This window comes from Pseudoalteromonas sp. GB43, assembly GCF_054923805.1.
Genome location: NZ_JBPCHJ010000001.1, coordinates 2,388,992 through 2,404,402 on the forward strand (window position 1 = coordinate 2,388,992; position 15,411 = coordinate 2,404,402).

At 40.9% G+C, this 15,411-nt stretch carries 9 protein-coding genes and 2 pseudogenes; 7 read left to right on the forward strand and 4 right to left on the reverse strand.

All coding sequences use genetic code 11. The annotated features are described in order from the left end of the window. Window positions 1-36: 36 nt before the first annotated feature. From ACRWSG_RS11365 to ACRWSG_RS11375, 3 genes are all read left to right on the forward strand, one after another. Window positions 37-564: a hypothetical protein gene (locus tag ACRWSG_RS11365; RefSeq protein WP_462166317.1), complete on the forward strand. Its 528-nt coding sequence runs from the start codon at window positions 37-39 to the stop codon at window positions 562-564. A 28-nt stretch (window positions 565-592) separates the two neighbouring features. Further along, window positions 593-1,279, forward strand: a complete 687-nt coding sequence (locus ACRWSG_RS11370; protein ID WP_462166318.1) for a hypothetical protein — start codon at window positions 593-595, stop codon at window positions 1,277-1,279. A gap of 275 nt (window positions 1,280-1,554) precedes the next feature. Further along, window positions 1,555-1,764, forward strand: a complete 210-nt coding sequence (locus ACRWSG_RS11375; protein ID WP_054552764.1) for a hypothetical protein — start codon at window positions 1,555-1,557, stop codon at window positions 1,762-1,764. 345 nt (window positions 1,765-2,109) lie between these two features. On the opposite strand, the pseudogene katG reads toward ACRWSG_RS11375, so the two are convergent. The 4 genes and pseudogenes from katG to ACRWSG_RS11395 form a co-directional block, all read right to left on the reverse strand. Beyond that, window positions 2,110-4,323: pseudogene (gene katG, locus ACRWSG_RS11380) on the reverse strand (catalase/peroxidase HPI). A 189-nt stretch (window positions 4,324-4,512) separates the two neighbouring features. Continuing rightward, window positions 4,513-7,265: pseudogene (locus tag ACRWSG_RS11385) on the reverse strand (S9 family peptidase). 119 nt (window positions 7,266-7,384) lie between these two features. After that, the gene (locus ACRWSG_RS11390; RefSeq protein WP_462166319.1) at window positions 7,385-8,944 is read right to left on the reverse strand and encodes an MASE1 domain-containing protein; all 1,560 of its coding nucleotides are present in this window, start codon (window positions 8,942-8,944) and stop codon (window positions 7,385-7,387) included. Further along, a complete protein-coding gene (locus ACRWSG_RS11395; protein WP_054552760.1) occupies window positions 8,931-9,560 on the reverse strand; it encodes a response regulator transcription factor in 630 nt (209 codons plus the stop codon). Before ACRWSG_RS11395 ends, ACRWSG_RS11390 begins: the two co-directional genes overlap by 14 nt. Window positions 9,561-9,786: 226 nt before the next feature. Between ACRWSG_RS11395 and ACRWSG_RS11400 the strand changes: the two genes are divergently transcribed. The 4 genes from ACRWSG_RS11400 to ACRWSG_RS11415 all read left to right on the forward strand — a co-directional run bounded on the left by ACRWSG_RS11400 (window position 9,787) and on the right by ACRWSG_RS11415 (window position 15,278). After that, a complete protein-coding gene (locus tag ACRWSG_RS11400; protein ID WP_054552759.1) occupies window positions 9,787-10,029 on the forward strand; it encodes a YdcH family protein in 243 nt (80 codons plus the stop codon). Between the two features lie 185 nt (window positions 10,030-10,214). Further along, complete coding sequence (locus ACRWSG_RS11405) at window positions 10,215-12,461, forward strand: S46 family peptidase (protein ID WP_462166321.1); 2,247 nt, start codon at window positions 10,215-10,217, stop codon at window positions 12,459-12,461. Window positions 12,462-12,599: 138 nt separating this feature from the next. Further along, the gene (locus ACRWSG_RS11410; RefSeq protein WP_462166322.1) at window positions 12,600-13,253 is read left to right on the forward strand and encodes a M14 family zinc carboxypeptidase; all 654 of its coding nucleotides are present in this window, start codon (window positions 12,600-12,602) and stop codon (window positions 13,251-13,253) included. Window positions 13,254-13,286: 33 nt separating this feature from the next. Beyond that, window positions 13,287-15,278, forward strand: a complete 1,992-nt coding sequence (locus ACRWSG_RS11415) for a M14 family metallopeptidase (protein ID WP_462166324.1) — start codon at window positions 13,287-13,289, stop codon at window positions 15,276-15,278. Window positions 15,279-15,411: the final 133 nt, after the last annotated feature.

Below are 15,411 nucleotides of genomic sequence, written 5' to 3' on the forward strand. Positions count from 1 at the left end.
TGCTTCAGCGCGTGGCTGTTATTAATGGAGTAATAGATGAATAAAGTTTATAAATTTTATCCAGAATATGAAGATGAATTTATTACTCCGGTTGATACCTCAGAAACGAGTTTATTATTTTCGACGGCTCTATCAGTTCAAAATCCATTACCATGTGGGAAGGTGTTACAAGTTGAGTTTCAAGGACGAAGAGGCTTTTCGCAAAACTCCTTCTATTGGCTTCATCCTCAATGTTTAGTTTGTGACCTAGTTGCATATAATAAATTAAACGATTTATTGAGTGGTTGCGGGTTTTGGTCGGAATTAATGCTAGATGGTGAAGCTCTATATTTGTTTTCTGTGACAAAAGAAATCAATGTACTAAATGAAGATGATTCTGACTTTGTAGAGCTGAATGGTTTCAAACTCGATATTAAGCGTTATAGCTTCAAATACTTTAATGAGTCTGAAAATCCTATTTTTCTAATAACTAATATGAAAGGTCACTATCCATTAATGTCAGGCTATTTAGTAAAAAAAATAAAAGAGTTTGAAATATCTGGGCTTAAATTCAAGTTACTTTAATTTATTGTTTTTATTCGGTTATTATTCTATGAACAGCTTTAAAGCTTACTTATTTTTATGTTTTCTACTGGTGATTACATGTCATTCGCATGCCGACGATGTTAGTTGGCAGTGGCAATCAGATTTGGAAAAAGCGATATTGAAAGCAGATACCTCAGTGCAAAATATAGAGCTTGGTTCTTACTGGGATACACGTTATGGGGCTGCTGTATTTTCTGTTGCAAACTTAATATCAATCGGTTGGTCTAGTAGAGGGTTTAATCCAGAAATATACAATACGGTTTTGAATGATATTTGGAATAATACGAGTCAAAAGCACTTGCTAAATGACAACTTAATTCGCTTATCTTCTTTAACGTGGAGGTTAAACCTTAAGAATAGATGCTTTGATGCTAACGTGAATAAAAGCCGTGCTCGTAAGTACATCATTGAAATGATTAACTCGGATGAGAATGTTTTAAAAAACTCTGCAATCAGTGGGCTCGGGTTATTAGGCGAACGTGAAGATGTTGATATGTTGATTGAGCTATTGATTAACAATCAAAATAACTTTGTTGGATCTTCTGCATTAAGCTCTCTTTTGCTTGTTGAAGGTGATTACGCACTAGAAATGCTTAGGACTAATATACAAAAAGTCTCCAATGATTCTCTAAAGCAGCAGATTAACGAAGAGCTTAGCTTCATACGAGTCAGTGATGATAAGTGCGCTGAATAAAATCTATCGCATTCATAAAAAGTCAAACTATGCTGGTAGCACCTAGCACCTAGCACCTAGCACCTAGCACCTAGCACCTAGCACCTAGCACCTAAACTAGACAACTATAAGGTTACCCATTTATTTTTCATGCATATGATAGGTGATAAGTAGTTAAATAAAACCATTGGGGTTAAGCTAAATCATTTTCTGACGCCATGGGCGAGGTAGTGGCAAAAAGTAAAAGCCCATGTGTATGTAAACACCTAGATCAGTAAGTATAAAGCTGGAAGAAAATGATTATTGAAATTACGAAGTGGTCCACGGGCTTTAGAAAAATATCTTTTAATAAGGTATTGCGTCGAGAGTTGAAAATGACGATTGCAGAGGCAAAGACCACTGTGAATGAAATTCTTGTGGGAAATACTGTAAGGCTGCCATATACAAAAGAGTTGGAACTTGAGGTTAAGAAAGCAGAATTATCTTACGACCTTATTGATGATTAAAAATTAAGAGGATTCTACCTTAGTTTGAATCCTAATATTTTCTAACAGGAGTCTGGGTTTGTTTTCAAAAAACAGCGACTCAAAGAAGTTACTGGATATCTTATATTTGCACCTAAAACCTAGCGCCTAGACTTGCCACCATAAATAGCAACCAACATTATCGAACTTATAGCTAACATCTAATGTTACGTTGGCTTCATGCTATTGAGTAATGAGCTGAACTCGAGTGCCTGTAAATCTCAAAGTGCTCTGATAACTCGATTTGAAATAAAAAAGCCGCTAATTTAGCGGCTTTGTTGGTTGCGAAAATATGATACCAATCGACTTAACACGATTGATATAGGGTTAACGTAGGTCGAAGCGATCTAGCGTCATTACTTTAGTCCACGCTGCTACGAAGTCATCAACGAACTTCTGTTTAGCATCGTCAGAGGCATACACTTCAGCGATTGAACGTAGCTCTGAGTTTGAACCGAAGATTAAATCTACTGGTGTTGCTGTCCACTTAAGTTTGCCTGATTGACGGTCACGGACATTCGTAAACACCTTCGTCAGAAGACTTAGACCACTTCGTTGACATATCTAATAGGTTAACGAAGAAATCGTTGCTTAATGTGCCTGGTTTTTTCGTGAATACACCGTGTTTAGTTTGGTCAGTATTCGCGTTAAGGGCACGCATACCACCTAGTAGTGCAGTCATTTCTGGTACTGATAAGCTTAGTAAATCAGCGCGTTCAACTAACATTTCAGCCGGTGATTTCCATGCTGAGCTGTAGTAATTACGGAACGCATCTGCTGTTGGCTCAAGTACTTCGAATGATTCAACGTCAGTCATTTCTAATGACGCGTCCATACGGCCTGGCTTAAACGGTACTGCGATAGAGAAACCTGCGTCGCTTGCTGCTTTTTCGATTGCAGCCGCACCACCAAGAACAATCATATCTGCAAGTGAAATTTCTTTACCACCAGATGCTTTTTTATTGAACTTAGTTTGGATTTTCTCAAGTTTGCTAAGTACTTTAGCTACTTCTTTCGGGTTGTTTACCGGCCAATCTTTTTGCGGAGCAAAGCGAATACGTGCACCGTTTGCACCACCACGCATATCTGTGTCGCGGTAGCTTGCTGCTGATGCCCAAGCAACACGCACTAGTTCAGATACAGATAAACCTGAATCTAAGATGCTAGCTTTAAGTGACGCGATATCTTTGCTATCAACTAGTTTGTGGTCAACCGCAGGGATGTAGTCTTGCCAAATTAATACTTCTTCTGGCACTAAGTCACCTAGGTAACGAGCACGTGGGCCCATATCGCGGTGGTTTAGTTTGAACCATGCTTTAGCAAATGCCAGTTCGAACTCTTTCGGGTCGTTTAAGAAACGCTCTGAAATCTTACGGAATTCAGGATCTGCTTTTAACGCGATATCAGTTGTGAACATGATAGGCGCATGACGCTTACCTTTAATGTGTGCATCTGGCACTAGGTTAGACGCTTGACCATTTTCAGGGATCCATTGAGTCGCACCTGCAGGGCTCTTAGTTTTAACCCATTCAAAAGCAAATAAGTTTTGTAGGTAGTTGATTGACCAGCGTGTTGGTGTCACTGTCCATGCACCTTCAAGACCTGAAGTGATGGTGTCTTCTGAGTGACCTTTACCACATTTGTTTTTCCAACCTAAACCTTGCTCTTCGATACCGGCTGCTGCAGGCTCTTTGTCTAAGCAGGTCGCTTTTTTCGCACCGTGTGCTTTACCAAAGCTGTGACCACCGGCGATTAGTGCAACGATTTCTTCATCGTTCATTGCCATGCGGCCGAATGATAAACGGATGTCGTCTGCTGCAAGTAGTGGATCAGGGTTACCGTGGGGCCTTCTGGGTTTACATAGATTAAGCCCATCTCAACCGCCGCTAATGGGCCTTTAAGTTTGCCTTTTTTGTCACGACGTTCGTCAGTTAACATTTTGCCTTCAGGGCCCCAGTATACATAATCTGGTTCCCAATCGTCTTCACGACCACCGGCATAACCGAAGGTTTTGAAGCCCATTGATTCAAGTGCGACGTTACCTGTTAACGCCATTAAGTCAGCCCAAGAAATGCTGCGACCGTATTTTTGTTTTATAGGCCAAAGTAAACGACGTGCCTTATCAAGGTTTGCGTTATCAGGCCAGCTATTTAGCGGGTCGAAACGTTGTTGACCTCCGCCTGCGCCACCACGACCATCAAACGTACGGTAAGTACCTGATGCGTGCCACGCCATACGGATGAAGAATGGACCATAGTGACCGTAGTCAGCAGGCCACCAATCTTGAGAATCAGTCAATACTTTCTCAATATCAGCTTTCACTGCGTTTAGGTCTAACTTTAAGAATTCTTTTTTGTAATCAAAGTAAGGACCCATAGGATCAGACTCTGCACCATGGGCACGAAGTTGGCTAAGATCTAATTGCTCTGGCCACCAGAATTGGTTTGATTTGATGTCGTTTGTAGCTTGTACGCCTGTTGCCACCAACAGTGATACCGCAACAGCTACTTTAGACAAAGCTGACGTTGATTTTTTAAACATTGTGTAGTCTCCAGTTAGAAGTTGGGTGAAATATAGATTTGTTCTGATTAACTTTCCACTTACAAACTGGGGTTTAAATCGATTGATAAAATCGAAAAAACAGATGGTTTAATTGATTTTATAGAACAAAGCCAGCAAAAATGCTGGCTCTGGGGGAGGTGTGCAGTAAGATTAAATTTAGCTTATTGCTTATTCTTCAATAAAGGGTGCGCCGTTTTTGATCCACTCAGCGGCTGGTTTGCCTTTTAAGTAGTGATCAAAATATTCCATCATGCGCACTGAGAAATCCACTTGGTTAGGGAACTTCTTCAGGTGATGTGGTTCACCTTCGTATTGTAAGAAGGTGGCATCTTTACCTGCACGACGAAGCGCTAGGTAGTATTGAACACCTTCGTGCCATGGCACAGCATCATCTTTGTCGCCAAACATAATCAGAATTGGGGTATTCACTTTATCAGCGAAGAACACAGGTGAGTTTTCGATGTATAGCTCTGGCGCTTCGAATAACGTTTTACCGATGCGGCTTTGCCCTGTTTCGTATTGGAACTGACGAGCAAGACCTGATTTTAAGCGAATACCGCTGTATGCACTGGTCATGTTAGATACTGGCGCACCCGATACAACCGCCTTAAACATATCTGTTTGAGTGATCATAAAGGCACTTTGGTAGCCTGCCCATGAGTGACCTTGTAAACCAATTTTATCTGGATCAGCAATGCCTAAATCAATTAACTTTTGAGTTGCGTTGATCATCGTTTGAGTTGACGACTTACCCGGATGACCAATTTCAAAACGGATATCAGGTAAGAAAATCGCATAACCATTTGAGGTAAACATCGGGAAGTTAGGGCGATGATTTAACTCCATTTTCGGGAAGTCATACATGCGTTGGCTCATATAGCGGTAGAAGTACACAACCACTGGAACCTTATCGCCTTTTTTGTAGCCCGCAGGTTTGATCAATACGCCTTGTAAGTCTTCACCATCAAACCCTTTGTAGCTAATAAGCTCTGGTTTTTCGCCCCATGCAAAGTTGCTAATTTGTGGGTTGAGGTTGGTAACACGCTGTGGCTTTTTGAAGCTAAAATCAGCTTGGTAGTAATCAGGGAATTGCTGATATGTTTGCGCTGTGAATAGGTATTTGTCGGCATTTTTCGCCTTTTTAACTACATCATAGCGCTTTTTACCCGAAAGTACTTTGCTTACTTTATTGCTTGTTAAATCAAGTTTTGCAATTTCAGTTTGCTTATCTTGCAGGTTGGTTGCGCTTAGTAATAATGTTTCGTCTTTGGCAAAGCCCACTTGGTCTTTATCTAGTTTAATAACACGATATTGGGTATTGCTTTCTTTACCTTGAGTTAGGCGCGTTGCCTTTTGTGTTGCGACATCAAAAGCCCAAATATCAAATTTACTGTAAACCAGTACTTGGCTGCTGTCGTTTAACCAGCCTGCAAAACCATAACCCGGCTGAGGTGATGGGTAGTCATGTTTATCATCAGCAAAAATAGCGTTAATTGCTTTAGATAAGATTGAAACCTTGTTGTTACCTAAATCTTTAAGCTGTACTTGGCTGTCTTGGAAAAATGCTGCAAATTGACCATTTGGCGCAAGGCTTGGTCTAAACGGATAGTCGCTGACGATAGCGGTTTGTTTACCGGTTTTAACATCAACACTGAAATAATCTGCGTAAAAACCACCATACATAACACGTTCTAGGTAAGGTCGGTCTGAATAGCCTAATAGCGCTTCGCGATGAGTATTAAGCGAAACCTCAGGCATGTTCGGTGTGCTCAACTGCACAACGTGCTGACCATTTACATGATATACCGCTTGGTAATGACGAAGCTTATTCGCTTTGTTCCATTGCTGCTCTTCGCGAGGCTTAATTTCAGCGTCTTTGTTGTGCCAAACGTTAAACCCTTTTGGTCGCGAATGGTATCGAAATCATATAAAGAGGCTTCATCTTTGTATTCTTTTAGGGCAACTTTTGCAGCGAGTTTAGGGTGGTTTTCAAAGTATAAACGAGCACCATCTTCAGACCATTTTAGCGATGCTGTTTTGCCTATAGTCCAACTGCTATCTGCAGAATTAATAGTTGAAAGCGCCCCGTTTTGTAAAAGCTGTAAGCTGTGATCACGACGACGAGTATCATCATTCACATAATTGCCAATTAACAGCGCTGCGGTATTGCTGTTTGGCTGCCAAGCAATTTTGTTTGCCACAACACCTGGCTCATCAATCAACACACTAGTTTTAAAGTCATTATTAAGATTAACTAATACAACTTGGTTGTCGGCACCATCATGGTAGCTTTGGCTTGCTAATAACTGCTCACCTGTGCTGCTAATCGCATAGCTGAATACGTTGTTGAGAGTGTGCGTGGTTTTGTCTTGAAGGTTAACAAGCACTAAATCAAAGCTTTTATCTTTTTTGTCTGGCTTGATTTCGCTGCTGTTTTCGTCTTTTTCTTCGTTGTCTTTTTTATCTGCTTTCTTATCTAGTCGGTAAGCAAGCCATACACCATCATCCGATAATACATAGTCTTTTACATCGTTAAAGGTCTGTTGCTCACCACTTTTAGTATTCACTAAAACAAGGTTGTTCTTTAGCTCATCTTTTTTCTTGGTGGTTTCTTTTTCAAGTAAGCTTGGTACCTGAGTAAAAGCCACCCAGTTTGCTGCTTTATTAATAGTTGGGCGAGTACCGCGCTCAACGCTAGTTAGTAGGGTGTTGTTGTTTAATGTATAAACCTGACCTTGTGCATTACCGCGATAAGGGTCGGCACTAAAGCTAAGAATTTGGCCATCTTCAGAAAGTTGGGTGCCTTTTGCGTATTTAAAATCAAACACGTCTTTAAATTGCAGAGCTTCTTTCGCACTAATCTGTGCACTACCAAGGCTTGTCACCAAGGCTAAGCTCAAAAGTGATAATTGCGCTTTCATTCATCTTTCTCGTTGTTTTTAAATTGACGCACCCAGTGTAGCGTTTTTAATAAACAATTCGAGTAGAAACGATAAATCGCATATTTATCACGTTGGTTACGTAACTCTAATACATGAAGTTAAAAAGATACTTTAATAGTGAAGCCACCCTGCGTGTCAAAACTACACTTACCACCTAAAGCAAGCACTCGCTCTTCAATAAATAAAAGGCCATAGCCACCAGATTCTGCGTTGTTACGCACTTGCTCACCATTATCTTTAATTAAGAAATCTATGGCTTGTTTATTTACACTCAACTGAACTAATAATTGTGAGGCGCTGCTGTGTTTAATGCAATTGGTAACAGCTTCTTGGCAGATTCTGTAAATAGCCGTTTGGTGTTCATCAGCCAAGGTACTGTTGATATCTAAGTTCGTTTGATACTCGATATCAGCTTTATTTAATAGGGATTTTAATTTGCCATTTTTTAGAGCGTGTTCAAGGCCTAACTCGTCAAGCTCTCTCGGTCTCAAATGATGCATAATTTGATACACAGAGTCATACATAGCTTTGGCATTTTCTCTAAGGGTAGCAATGATTGAATTATTGCTGTTTTGTTGTGAGAGTGATAATACTGCTAAATCTGTTTTTAGCGCTGTGAGATTTTGCCCTAATTCGTCATGTAATTCTTGAGACAGATATTTGCGTTCGTCTTCTTGGATTGTAACCATCCGTTTTGCAAGTTGTTTGTTTTTAGCAAGTAATTGAGAAAGTTGTTCATTGCTTTGTTGTAATTCAGCGTTTTTTAATTTGAGTTCATTTGTTGCAGTACCAATTAAAAGCCCAGTAATTGAGTTTGCTAAGATAAATAACTGACTTATATAAGTATTCGTTGCATCTTGTTGGATGCCTGCCTGTACAACAATTAGACTATTGCTGAGTAAAGCACTCAAAATAGCACCTGTTGTAGCAAACTTATAAGAAAACCAAAGAATAGGCAGTAAAGAGAACAAGCGTAGCAGAGAATATAGGTCAGGCCTATGTATATAGGCTGCAAGGTAAACTATGGTCAGGGCTAACAGCGCAATTACGAGTAAATAGTTGTTTAGCGTAATTTTATGTTTATAGCTTTCCTTAATACTTAGCAATATTGGCGCAACGAGTAGTGTCCCTGTTAAATCACCTAGGGTCATATTGAGTTGGTATTGTAATAACTGCTTACCAGCTAACCATGTAGTGAACTCAAAAGCACTAGCAAACAAAAACCACTTGATAGCGGCTGTTGAAGTAGCCAACAAAACGATTGAGATAATGCCGGTATTAGCATCGATCTTGGGTGACCAACGACTTTCTTTAAAGCAGTGTACTATTATCATGTAGGTAGCTTCTTGCCAAAAGCCATGTAATAAATCGAAGTGCCAAGCATCGTTATAAAACATGCCGATATAAGCAGCATAAAGCCTTGAGCTAAACCAAAGAATTGGCCAAAACCTAATTGGGAAGATAATAAAAAAAGCGAGCTTAACTCCCGCAGGCAAGAATATGGCGCTACTTTGCGCCACCGTTTCTAAATGATTACTTACCCAAGAAGAAAAGCATAAGGTAACAAAGTAAATAACAGCGACTAGAGCTTGTTTTGTAAACTCAGCAAAAGCTTGGTTTACAGATACATTCACGAAAGGAAAATTATGCCAGTTCATCAAGCGCAATGAGTCCATTATCTATTGCAATTTTGAGTAAATCGAACGAGTTAGATACTTTTAGTTTTTGGTAAATATTAGCCTTATGAACATGAGCAGTTTTAGGCATCATGTCTAACTGTTGCGCCACTTGTTTTGCGTTAAGCCCTTTTGCAAATAGAGGTAAAGCTTCCTTTTCTCTTGGTGTTAGTAAAGCGAGTTTATTAGAAGGGTCTTTATAGTTAAACTTCACATCTTCACTTATATACCTGCCGCCCTTAATTACAGAATTGACAGCGTCGATTAAGGCTTCTGATGCTGAACGTTTAGAGACGTAACCTTGAGCGCCCAAGCTAAGAGCGTTGCTTACATAAGGCTCGTAGTCATACATGGAGGCAACAATTGTTTTAATTTCAGGGTAGTAACTATTTAAGTAGCTTAAAAATGCTAGGCCAGTTTCTCCTTCATGCATTGAAATATCAACTATAAAAATATCAGGTTGTTCAATTTCAACGGCAAGTTTAGCCTCGCTAACCGTGCAGGTTTCAATAATTACCTGCCACTCCTGTTGTAGTTCTAGTAACTTTTTAAAGCTATCCCTTACTAGTTGGTGATCTTCAATAATACCAATACGCATGTTTCCCTCTATCAAATTTGATTATATCTCTAATTCAAATGGTTATGTCTAGGAATAATTCTTAGAATTTTGTGCGAACTACATCTTCTTTGTTGCTTATTCCATGAGTTTCAGAAACTTGTATGAATCGCTGTATTATTGATCTTGGACAAGGTTGCGACATTGACTCTGTATGTTAGGGTGATACATTGAAATTGAACTGAAATTCTAGCTAAAGGAGTTGCCCATGTTAGGTGAGAAACACTCGTTATTGAATGAATTCCCTGAGTTTAATGAACTAATCCACAGCCTTGCGAAACACGATGCTCATTTCAAGAAAACCATGCAGCGTTATGATGATATGGATAAAGAAATTCGTGAGCTTGAATTGCAAAACTCGCCGATTGAAGATGCGGATATGCATGAAAAAAAGCATCAACGCGCCGTGCTTAAAGATGAACTTTATGACCTTTTAAAAGCCAATGCTTAATAATTGAATCGAAGCTAATGCTCCTGCTTACTGCATTCTTACGGTAGGAGCTTTTTCTCCCCTCTATTTTTACTCTCCAATTGTATTTAATCGCAATATGTCTTGAGTCAATCAAGGTTATGGTAGTCTTAGCGCGATTTTCTAAGGCAACAATGGAATAGTGCTTTGCACTGACTAGGATTAACATGATTAAAAAAAATATTATTACAACTTCATTAGCACTCATGGGTGTTGTCGCTGTAAGTAGCGCGCACGCTGATGAAGGGCAGTGGCAACCGCATCAATTAAAACAATTACAAAGCGAGTTTGACCGCGTTGGTATTGAATTACCGGCATCACAAGTGGCAAATCTTAACCAATACCCACTCAATGCAGTGGTTGGTTTAGGCTATTGTTCAGCGTCATTTGTGTCACCAAAAGGCTTAGCGGTAACTAATCATCACTGTGCTTATGGCGCGATTCAAAATAACAGCACACCAGAAAACAACTTAATTGAAAAAGGTTTTTTAGCAGCTGATTTATCAAAAGAGCTACCTGCAGGGCCGCAAGAGCGTTTGTATGTAACTGAACAAGTGGATGATGTTACTGAGCGCGTACTGGGTAACTTACCTGCAGAACTACACGGCAGAGCGCGTTATGAAGCAATTCAAGCAAATCGCAAAGCTTTGATCAGCGAGTGTGAGTCAGATCCTAACTACCGTTGTACCGTGCGTGATTTTCACCATGGCTTAGAGTACTTCATGATCAAACAACTGATGATCAAAGATGTGCGCTTAGTGTATGCTCCGGCAGAAGCGCTGGGTAACTTTGGTGGCGACATTGATAACTTTGAATACCCACGTCACACGGCGGATTTTACCTTTGTACGTGGTTACGTTGGTAAAGATGGTAAGCCTGCAGATTACAGCGAAGATAACGTACCTTATGAGCCAAAGTCGTTCTTAAAAGTGAATGCAAGCGGCGTAAGCTTAGGTGATGGTGTGCTGGTGATCGGTTACCCGGGTCGAACTAGCCGCTATAAGCTTGCAGACGAAGTAAATTATTCTGCGAGTTGGTATTACCCAACATTGCTTAATACTTATAACATGACCCTAGACGTAATCGCCAAGCAGAGTAAAGGCGATGAGCAAGCACAAGTTAAATATGCCTCTCGTGTAAAAAGCACTAACAACCGTTTAAAGAAACTGGAAGGCTTACAAGATGGCTTTAAAGTAACGGATATTCCGGGTATTAAAGCTGCGCAAGAGCAAGAGTATCTCGCTTGGTTTGCACAAAGTGCTGAACGTAAAGCATACGCAGATTCATATCACGCATTAAAGTCATTATTAGTTGAAGCACATGCACAGCAACAAAGCCATTTTTACTTTGATTATGCAAAACGCGCAGACTTACTAAGCACGGCAATTCGTTTATATCGTTTAGCTAAAGAAAGTGAAAAACCAAATGCAGAGCGCGAAATGGGTTATCAAGAGCGCGATCTTCCTATGCTTAAAGCGCGTTTAGAGCGTTTACAAAAACAGTTTACGCCTGAAGTCGATAAAGCCTTATGGTTAAGCTACTTAGGTAACTATTTAGCGCAAGATAAAGCAGCGCAAGTTGCGGCATTAAACGACGGCTTAGGTATTACAGATACCACAACACAAGCTGAACTTGATGCGATTATTGCTTCTTTTTATGCTAATACAGAGCTTACAGATGTAGAAGCACGTGTTAACTGGATTGGTAAATCTGTCGCAGAGTTTGAAGCATCAAACGACCCATTCATAAAGCTTGCTGTTGCTCTATACGATACCAACATGGCACAAGAAGCTGACGAAAAAGAAATGGCGGGTCGTTTAGCAGAAATTCGCCCGCAGTATATGCAAGCCGTGATCGCTTTCAATAATGCTAAAGGTAAGCCAGTTTACCCAGATGCAAATGGCACATTACGCGTAAGCTACGCACAAGTTGATGGTTACCCAGCGGCAGATGCTGTGTATAAAACGCCATTTACATCACTACGTGGTTTAGTGGCTAAACACACAGGTGAAAAACCATTTGTTGTTACCGATAAAGTACTTGAAGCATACAGAAAGCAAGCATTTGGCGCGTATTACCGTGGTGACTTAGGTCTACCAGGCGTAAGTTGTAGCTTATTCAGCTTTGGTTGTGAGCCACAAGCGGCTAAACCTCTTGAAGTTAACTCAGTACCAGTCAACTTTTTAAGTAGCGCTGATACCACAGGGGGTAACTCAGGTTCGCCAGTCATGAATGGTAAAGGTGAATTAGTGGGTCTTAATTTTGACTCGACTTATGAATCAATCACCAAAGATTGGTACTTTAACGCCAAAATCACCCGTGCTATTCACGTTGATATTCGATACATGCTTTGGTTAATGGAAGAAGTTGATAACGCAGGTTACCTACTTGATGAAATGACCTTAGTTAAATAGCCTTGCTATTTTGAAAATAACCGCAGCAATTGCTGCGGTTTTTTATGTCTTTAATTTTTGCCAATCTAACGTTTTTAATTTGTTTATTTTCAATACTTTTGTAATGTACAAAGCAGATACTTTTACTTGGGAAAAATAATGAGCGCCAAACAAATAATAAAAGCCATTTCAGTGAGTGTTGTGGCAATAACGGCAAGCTTTAATGCCAGTGCAGCGAATACCGAAGCAATGTGGCCGGGCACGGCTTATAATCAGCAAATACCAACATTTAAACAAGTACTTGGATACGATGTAGGTGAGCGCATTACCAATTACAACGATATGCGTCGTTATTTAAGCGCCCTTGAACAAGCTGCGCCAGATCGTATTAAAGTGTTTAAGTACGCAAACAGCTGGGAAGGTCGTGAACTGGTTTATGCAGTGGTTGGCACAGCGAAGCATATTCGCTCATTAGAAACCCTCGCTAATAATACCCAAGCCTTGGCTGATCCGCGTATCACCTCTGAAAAAGAAGCTAAGTCGCTAATTAAAAATTTACCGACGTCTGTGTGGCTTCAGTATGCCGTGCACGGTAATGAAATTAGCTCAACCGATGCTGCTCTATTCACTGCATATCACTTACTAGCAGCCCCGAATGATGCCGTTAACAGCAAAATTTTAGACAACACCGTGGTGTTTATCGACCCATTGCAAAACCCTGATGGCCGTGAGCGCTTTGTTACTCGTTATTATGCAACCGTGGGTCTTGAGCACAGTGCAGATAGGCTAAGTGCAGAGCATAATGAGCCATGACCAAGAGGCCGAACAAATCATTATTTGTTTGATATGAACCGTGATTGGTTGGCACTTACTCAGCCTGAAAGTAAAGGCAGAGTGGCTGCAATCAATAAATATAAACCGCAAGTAGTGGTTGATATTCATGAAATGGGCGGCGACCAATCTTACTACTTTGCACCGGCTGCTCAGCCATTTAATCCGCATATGACGAAAACTCAAATCGCCAACATGGATGCGATTGGGCAAAATCATGCGAAGTATTTTGATGAGTTTGGCTTTGATTATTTTACCCGTGAAATTTTTGATGCCTTTTACCCAGGCTACGGTGATAGCTGGCCTGTTTTTTATGGTGCATCAGCATCAACTTACGAAGTAGGCTCTGCGCGTGGCCATGTTTTTGAGAAAAATACCGGCGAACTACTCACCTATTTTAATACTGTAAAGCGTCAGTTTGTGGCCTCAATTTCGACTGCCGAAGGGGCTGCCAATCAACGTGAAAAACTACTAGGTGACTTTTATCAATATCAAGTTGATGCGATTGATTCGGGTAAAGATAGCAAAGAGCGTGTTTATATCTTACCTAAACAAAGTAACCGTGAAGGCGCTCATAGACTCGCAACCTTAATGGCTGAACATGGTGTTGAAGTTAAACAAGCAACTGAAGACTTCAAAGCCTGTGGCGTTAAGTACAAAGCAGGCAGCTATTTTATTGATACTGCACAGCCACGCGGGGTATTTGTACGTACCACATTTACAGACCAAGTAGATATGGCAGAGGCTTTTGTAAAAGAGCAAGAAAGACGCCGCGCTCGTAACCTAGGTGATGAAATTTACGATGTCACAGGTTGGTCGCTGCCGATGATGTTTAATGTAGATAGCGATAGCTGTAGCCGCGCAGTTAGCGCAGATAGTAAAGCGGTTCAGGCCGACGACACATTGCTTGGCAAAGTGAATAATCCAGAAGCCTCAGTGGCTTATATTGTTGCTTGGGGTGATACGGCCGCAGCACGCTTTTTAACAGCAGCACTGCAAGCTGGCATTAAACTGAAAAGTGCTGACCAAGCTTTTGTATTAGGTGATAAAACTAACTACCCAGCGGGTAGCTTAGTAATCGAAAAGCGCCTAAACGATAAAGACTTACTGACTAAAATTAGCCAAATTGCCGAGCAAACTGGTGCAATAGTTGATGGTGTTGATTCAAGTTGGGTGATTGAAGGCCCAAGCTTTGGTAGTAACAAAACAGTGCCTATGGTAGCACCAAAAGTGGCGATTGCATGGGATGCAGCCACTCGAGAGCTAAGCGCCGGTAACACTCGTTTTGTTATCGAAAGACAGCTTGGCTACCCGGTAACCGCTATTCGCACACCTATGCTTGCATGGGCTGATTTAAGTGATTACCAAGTGCTTATTTTACCAGAAGGTAATTACGAGCAAGCACTTGGTAAATCGGGCGCGGCTAATTTAAAAAGCTGGGTTGAAGCAGGTGGCGTGTTGATTGCCCTCGGTAATGCTAACCGTTTTACCACCAACGCTGATTACGGTTTGTTAGATGTTAAACGCGAGCAAGCTTACCGAGAAGATAAAGCCGACAGCAGCGATGATAAAAGCAGTAAAGTGGCAGGGCAGTTATTCGCTTCTCGCGATGATTTAAAAGCAGCGAGCATTGAGCCACATACATCGCCAGACTATGTAGCCGGTGTACTTGCTAATGTTGAAGTAGACCAAGAGCACTGGTTAACCGCTGGGGTTGATAAAGACCTTGTTGCGGTAGCTTACGGTAATGATATTTACACGCCTATAAAACTGAACTCAGGTAAAAACCTAGCGTGGTTTACAGGTAAAGATGATGTGCTAGCAAGTGGTTATCTATGGCAGCAAAATAAAGCACAGCTTGCGTATAAGCCATTGCTTGTTCATCAACCGCAAGGCAAAGGCATGGTGATTGGCTTTACACAATCACCAACCTACCGCGCCTACCTTGAAGGCATGAATGTACTTTTAGCTAACACGATTTTCCGCGCTGCAGCACATGCTCAGTAAGCTAAAGGCCTAATTAAAAAGCCCGCTGACGTTGCGGGCTTTTTTGTGGGTAAAGTTTTATAGAGTAAAGCTCTAAAGGGAGTGAACAATGAAATAAAAAAGCCCGCAGGGCAAAGGGCGGGCTTTTAGTTTT

Coding starts and splice junctions, on each gene's coding strand:
- ACRWSG_RS11410 (WP_462166322.1), top strand. CDS start 12,600: ATGAGCGCCAAACAAATAATAAAAGCCATTTCAGTGAGTGTTGTGGCA.
- ACRWSG_RS11375 (WP_054552764.1), top strand. CDS start 1,555: ATGATTATTGAAATTACGAAGTGGTCCACGGGCTTTAGAAAAATATCT.
- ACRWSG_RS11405 (WP_462166321.1), top strand. CDS start 10,215: ATGATTAAAAAAAATATTATTACAACTTCATTAGCACTCATGGGTGTT.
- ACRWSG_RS11365 (WP_462166317.1), top strand. CDS start 37: ATGAATAAAGTTTATAAATTTTATCCAGAATATGAAGATGAATTTATT.
- ACRWSG_RS11400 (WP_054552759.1), top strand. CDS start 9,787: ATGTTAGGTGAGAAACACTCGTTATTGAATGAATTCCCTGAGTTTAAT.
- ACRWSG_RS11395 (WP_054552760.1), bottom strand. CDS start 9,560: ATGCGTATTGGTATTATTGAAGATCACCAACTAGTAAGGGATAGCTTT.
- ACRWSG_RS11390 (WP_462166319.1), bottom strand. CDS start 8,944: ATGAACTGGCATAATTTTCCTTTCGTGAATGTATCTGTAAACCAAGCT.
- ACRWSG_RS11415 (WP_462166324.1), top strand. CDS start 13,287: ATGAACCGTGATTGGTTGGCACTTACTCAGCCTGAAAGTAAAGGCAGA.
- ACRWSG_RS11370 (WP_462166318.1), top strand. CDS start 593: ATGAACAGCTTTAAAGCTTACTTATTTTTATGTTTTCTACTGGTGATT.